The organism is Candidatus Woesearchaeota archaeon (assembly GCA_026394965.1).
In the GTDB taxonomy this organism is placed as follows: Archaea; Nanobdellota; Nanobdellia; order Woesearchaeales; family 0-14-0-80-44-23; genus JAPLZQ01.
The window spans coordinates 1-5,727 of sequence record JAPLZQ010000104.1 but is presented as its reverse complement, the minus strand read 5'-3'; the positions used below and the strand labels follow the sequence as shown (position 1 = coordinate 5,727).

The following is a 5,727-nucleotide window of genomic DNA, read 5'->3' as shown; positions in this document are numbered from 1 at the left end:
TTTATATAAGCAGTTTTTGATACTCCTATTGCCTGGGAAAAAGAGGTTGTGATAGTATTATCTGAATTTCTCGGGCTTTCATCTTATGCTTGAATGGGGGTAAGGAAAAATGGACAAGTCAAATAAGTTCATACTTTGGTTCGATGAGATAGGAATTGAGGATGTAGGGCTTGTTGGCGGAAAAAACGCATCCCTTGGCGAGATGTATCGCTTTCTGAAAGACAAGGTTCCTATTCCAAACGGATTCACAATAACTGCATACGCATACAACTTCTTCATTGAAAGGACCCAGATAAGAGACAAAATTCAGGAGATAATGAAGGGGCTGAACACAAGAGATATGCGCTCCCTTGCTGACAAGGGAAGCAAGATAAGAAGCCTCATAAGAAATGCAGAATTCCCCCCTGAATTAAGAGCTGAAATATTCAACGCATATGACCTTTTGTGCAGGCAGTATGGGCACAATACAGATGTTGCAGTAAGAAGCAGCGCAACAGCAGAGGACCTGCCTGATGCAAGCTTTGCAGGGCAGCAGGAAACCTATCTTAACATAAGAGGGCATGAGGACTTAATGGAGGCATGCAAAAAATGCTTCTCCTCATTATTCACAAACAGGGCAATCTCCTACAGGCAGGACAAGCACTTCAACCAGTTTGCAGTGGCGCTCAGCATAGGCGTTCAGAAGATGGTGCGCTCAGACACGGCGTGCTCAGGAGTCATGTTCACAATTGACACAGAATCAGGATTCAAGGATGCTATTGTCATAAATGCAGGATACGGGCTTGGCGAGAATATTGTCAAGGGATTCATAAACCCAGACCAGTATATTGTGTTCAAGCCGACTCTCAAGCAAAACTTCAGGCCGATAATCTCAAAAAATGTCGGAATGAAGGAAATAAGGATGGTTTATTCCAATGAGGGCAATGCATTCACAAAAAACATGCCTGTTCCTGCAGAGGAAAGGGCAAAGTTTGCGCTTTCTGATGAGGAAATCCTCCTCCTGTCAAAATGGGGATGCATAATAGAGGAGCACTACACAAAAAAGAAGGGGCATCCCATGCCAATGGATATTGAATGGGCAAAAGACGGCCCTTCAGGAAAGCTCTTCATCGTACAGGCAAGACCTGAAACAGTTGTCTCAAGAAGAGACCCCTCAATGATTAAGAAATACGAGCTTAGGCAGAGAGGAAAACTGATTCTGAGGGGAATAAGCGTCGGAGAAAAAATCGGCGCAGGGGCTGCAAATGTCATAAAAAGCGTCCATGAGATTGAGAAATTCAAAACAGGGCAGGTGCTTGTGACAGAAATGACTGACCCTGACTGGGAGCCTGTCATGAAAATGGCTTCTGCAATTGTCACAAACAAAGGCGGAAGGACATGCCACGCAGCAATTGTATCAAGGGAGCTTGGAATACCCTGTGTTGTAGGAACTCTTGAAGCCACAAAAAAGATTGCGCCCGGGCAGAAGATAACTGTAAGCTGCGCAGAGGGCGAAGCAGGATTTGTGTATTCGGGAATCCTCAAGTATGAGGTCAAGAACATTGACCTTAAGAGCATACCGAGAACCAAGACAAAAATCATGATGAACATAGGGAATCCTGAAGAGGCATTTGTATCCTCATTCATCCCGAATGACGGAGTCGGGCTCGCAAGGGAGGAGTTTGTGATAAACTCATACATAAAAATCCATCCTAATGCATTAATAAACTTCAGCAGCATAAAAGATGCCTTATTGAAGGAAAAAATCGAGGAGCTTACAAAGGGATACTCTGACAAGAAGCAGTTCTTCATAGATAAGCTTGCGCAGGGCATAGGGACAATCGCAGCTGCATTCTACCCAAAAGATGTGATTGTCAGGATGAGCGACTTCAAGACAAATGAGTATGCCGGGCTTATCGGGGGAAATGAATTTGAGCCAAAAGAGGACAATCCTATGATAGGATGGAGAGGCGCTTCAAGATACTATGACCCAAAATTCAAGGGCGCATTTGCGCTTGAGTGCAAGGCAATGCTTAAAGTCAGGAATGAATACGGCCTGAAGAATGTCAAGATAATGATACCCTTCTGCAGGACTGTTGAGGAGGGAAACAAGGTTCTTCTTGAGATGAAGAAGAACGGGCTTGAACGGGGAAAAGACGAACTTCAGGTGTATGTGATGTGCGAAATCCCCAGCAATGTAATCCTTGCAGATGAATTCTCAAAGATATTTGACGGATTCAGCATAGGAAGCAATGACTTAACCCAGCTTACTCTCGGGCTTGACAGGGACTCATCCCTTGTGAGCAGCATTTATGATGAGAGAAACCCCGCTGTAAAGCGCCTTGTGGAGAGCGTGATAAAGACAGCAAAGGCATACAACAGGAAAGTTGGAATATGCGGGCAGGCGCCGTCTGACTTCCCTGACTTCGCAGCATTCCTTGTGGACTGCGGGATTGACTCAATATCCCTGAATCCGGACAGCGTGATAAAGACAACGCTCAGGATTGCAGAGGAAGAGAAGAGCATATCAAAGCTTATACCCGGGCACCTTCTTTAAACTGCTTTTAAATTTTATTTTAAATTTTTAAATATTCTTCCTTATTTTTTGCAGTTTAATTTGTTAAAATAGGATTATCTTTCTGATTTAAAATTTTGAAAAATAGAAAACTATTTTAACTACCTGTTACCGCATTTTTACCTTGATTTTTTTCAGAGGGAAATAAAATGCTCAATTATGACAGAAGAATGATAGAAGAGATAAAGAAAAGCAATCTGCGGGTGCACTGCGATGAAAAGTGCAGAGGCAAGATGGGAATTGTGCTTGACCTTTTTCTTGTGCTGGTGCTCATTGGAATAGTGATATTCCTGAAGAATTTCATAAAGATGATTTGAAGACTATTCAAAAGAGCTTTCGCAAAAAAAAGACAGCATCTTATTTTCAGGACTCAAGATGAAGCCTATTTTATAAGAAGTTTGCCTATAATTGCTGAAACTGTTCCAGCAAGAATCATCTTGAATACAGACGGCATAATTCTTTCCTTAGAGATTACTGCAGTAAAAACCCCAAGAATTGCAAGCACAGAAAATGCAATTGCAATTGAAAGCGTGTACATTGTGCTGATGGAAAGCGCTGTGAAAAAGAAAGGGACAAGAATTATGAAGGTGGCTGTGAGAGGGGAAATCCCGTCTATAACGGCAATGATGACTTCTGCAGTGCCAAATGCGCGGGCAATCTTTGTATTTTTGAGCTTTCTGAGTGTTGCCTTTTCAAGATTTTTTAGCTCTCTTATCCGCTCTGTGTGCTCGGCAGTATATGCCCCCCATATCCCTGAAACTGCCATTGCAACTGCAGCGCCAATCCCCACATTTATTATGAGCCTTGGATTTCCTGAATTTGAGAACATGCTTCCCATTATTATTCCCAGTATTGTCATAACGCCGTCAAAGGTGTTCATCAGAAAGTATCTTCTTGCGATTTCATCAATCTTTGCAATCCTGTTGTAATCCCTGAATTCTGAAAAGAAACGTCTTATTTTTGCAAAAATGCCCCTTCTCTTTTCTTTCTGCTCGTTGGGCTTTTGCTTTGCTGCTTCCATTTAAACCACTAATTAAAAAAAAAATCAGTCTACGTCCTGGGGAGTTTCTGCCTCCTCAACTATTTTTGAGCCGCATGTCACTTTGTCAATGCTGTGGACGTTTGCCCCGAAATCCTCAATTATTGCCCTTGCCTTTGCAAGGTTTATCTTGCTTCCTTCCATAGTTATCTTTATGCTTTCAACCTGCTTTTCTATGCCATAAACGACAATATCCACTCCGTCAGTCCCCTCTATGTCGCTAAGCCTTGATGCAAGCTCTTCTATTGTGGGCTCATGAGGCTTAAGAACATCAAGAACAATCCTTCTTATCACGCCCATCTTAAAATCACCCCGCTTGTATGCTTAAATCATGCCTGAAAATAGGTTTATAATTTTATCGCTGATTCATCGCAACATTAGAAAGTTAGAAAGTAAAATTAAAGATTCATATCTTTTTAGACATGTATGCGCCATTCCTGGAATAGCCAATTGAACGGTAATATTCCCTTACACCTACGCCTGAAATAACGTGAATTTCTGAGCATCCAAATTCCTCTTTTGCTATCCTCTCTGCTTCGGAAATCAGCATTTTCCCAAATCCCCTATGCTGGGATGAGCTTTCCCTAAAAGAGCTTCCTATTGGAAGGGATTCGCCGTAAACATGAAGCTCCCTTATCCCTGCGCTGTTTACACCTATCCCGGGGATAAACGGTTTGCAAGGAATCCTAAGGCGGCAGAACCCTATTATAATGTCATTTTTTGCATCCTCAAAAGAGAGGAAAATCTCTTTTCCCAAGCTTGCATCATAATCAATTCTCTTAATCCTGACCATTTCATAGTCAACCTTTCTTCCCCTGGGTTCCCTGCACCTTATGCATCTGCAGGAAAGCTTTTCATCTCTCATTGAATTGGAAATCATCTGGCGGAGATTAGTCATCTCAACACCTGCTTTGTTCTTCCACATGTCATAAAGCTTAGTGCCCTTGATTACCATGCACGGATAAATCTTAAGATTATCAGGGCGAAAATCCGAATTTTCAAAAATTTCCCTTAATCCATTCACATCATCTTCAGAGCTTGAAAGAGGAAGCCCTATCATCATGTGATAGCCTACTTTAAGGAAAGAATTCTTAAGAAGCCTTGTTGCTTCAACAATGTCCTTCACAGAATGCCCCCTTTCTATCTTGTTCAGGACAGAATCGTAAATGCTTTGGACTCCAATTTCAACTCTTGTTGCCCCAAGCCTCAGCATTTTTTCAATGTGGGGCTTTTTGCAGTAGTCTGGCCTTGTCTCAATGCACATTGCAACGCACCTAACTAATGAATATTCATTTTTCAATTGCTCATCTGAAAGAGAAGGAGCTAAATTTCCCTTAAGCAAAAGAAGCTTTTTCTGAATTTTTTCAGTCCTTCCTTCATCTGTAACATCGCAGGGAAGCTCAAAGAAATCCCGGAACTTTTCAGAGTCAAGAATTCTATCCCGAAAAAACTCTGAAGAGAAATCATTCATGGCCTTGAAGGAATAGCTGACAAATTCATCCTGATACGAATCATCAAAGCTTGGGAATGTTCCTCCCATGATTATTAGCTCCGCCTTTTCTGGAATGTGCCCTGTAACAGTATACTGCTCAAGCCGGTTCATAACCTGAAGGTAAGGGTCATAAAAAGCTCTCATTGCCCTTCTTGCTGCAGGCTCTTTACCTGTGTAACTTTGGGGCGTATCACCAAAAAATGACTCTGGCCCGCCAGGGCAGTATATGCACTTTCCATGGGGGCATTTTATGGGCTTAGTCATGATTGCAACAACAGAAACTCCTGACTGGCTTCTTCCTGGCTTAGTCATGAAAAGTTCCCGAAAGCGCACAGCATCAGCTGAATCAATGCTGCTGAGGATTTTTATATTTGAGATAAAGCCCGAAAATCCCATCTCCTCTGCAACTTTCTTCTTAAGGGAATTGAGCGCTTTATCGCCAGAGATTCCATTCTCTTTAATCCTCCTTAAAATCTCCCTTGAAACAAGGGATAAGGCGGCTTTATCATTAGAGCATTTTCCGTCTTTTCCTGCAATTTTCTCTGTCATGTTCTTTTCGTCTTTTTCAGTTGTTAAAAATATTTATATATCCTTGCTTTATATTACTCATAAAGGAATATTTAAATTATTGACATTTTTTCA

General features: G+C 41.8%; 5 protein-coding genes. 2 read left to right on the top strand and 3 right to left on the bottom strand.

The window, feature by feature from the left end; all coding sequences use genetic code 11:
* Nucleotides 1-109 precede the first annotated feature (109 nt).
* Nucleotides 110-2,536: a phosphoenolpyruvate synthase gene (gene ppsA / locus NTV63_04980; GenBank protein MCX6710271.1), complete on the top strand. Its 2,427-nt coding sequence runs from the start codon at nucleotides 110-112 to the stop codon at nucleotides 2,534-2,536.
* Between the two features lie 167 nt (nucleotides 2,537-2,703).
* Entirely contained in the window at nucleotides 2,704-2,871 is a 168-nt protein-coding gene (locus NTV63_04975; protein ID MCX6710270.1) for a hypothetical protein, read from the top strand.
* 65 nt (nucleotides 2,872-2,936) lie between these two features.
* Here the strand turns inward: NTV63_04975 and NTV63_04970 are convergent, their stop codons facing one another.
* The 3 genes from NTV63_04970 to NTV63_04960 all read right to left on the bottom strand — a co-directional run bounded on the left by NTV63_04970 (nucleotide 2,937) and on the right by NTV63_04960 (nucleotide 5,634).
* Nucleotides 2,937-3,575: a hypothetical protein gene (locus tag NTV63_04970; protein ID MCX6710269.1), complete on the bottom strand. Its 639-nt coding sequence runs from the start codon at nucleotides 3,573-3,575 to the stop codon at nucleotides 2,937-2,939.
* Between the two features lie 24 nt (nucleotides 3,576-3,599).
* A complete protein-coding gene (locus NTV63_04965) occupies nucleotides 3,600-3,893 on the bottom strand; it encodes a DUF211 domain-containing protein (GenBank protein ID MCX6710268.1) in 294 nt (97 codons plus the stop codon).
* A gap of 106 nt (nucleotides 3,894-3,999) precedes the next feature.
* Nucleotides 4,000-5,634: a tRNA uridine(34) 5-carboxymethylaminomethyl modification radical SAM/GNAT enzyme Elp3 gene (locus NTV63_04960; GenBank protein MCX6710267.1), complete on the bottom strand. Its 1,635-nt coding sequence runs from the start codon at nucleotides 5,632-5,634 to the stop codon at nucleotides 4,000-4,002.
* Nucleotides 5,635-5,727: the final 93 nt, after the last annotated feature.

Coding starts and splice junctions, on each gene's coding strand:
- ppsA (MCX6710271.1), top strand. CDS start 110: ATGGACAAGTCAAATAAGTTCATACTTTGGTTCGATGAGATAGGAATT.
- NTV63_04975 (MCX6710270.1), top strand. CDS start 2,704: ATGCTCAATTATGACAGAAGAATGATAGAAGAGATAAAGAAAAGCAAT.
- NTV63_04970 (MCX6710269.1), bottom strand. CDS start 3,575: ATGGAAGCAGCAAAGCAAAAGCCCAACGAGCAGAAAGAAAAGAGAAGG.
- NTV63_04965 (MCX6710268.1), bottom strand. CDS start 3,893: ATGGGCGTGATAAGAAGGATTGTTCTTGATGTTCTTAAGCCTCATGAG.
- NTV63_04960 (MCX6710267.1), bottom strand. CDS start 5,634: ATGACAGAGAAAATTGCAGGAAAAGACGGAAAATGCTCTAATGATAAA.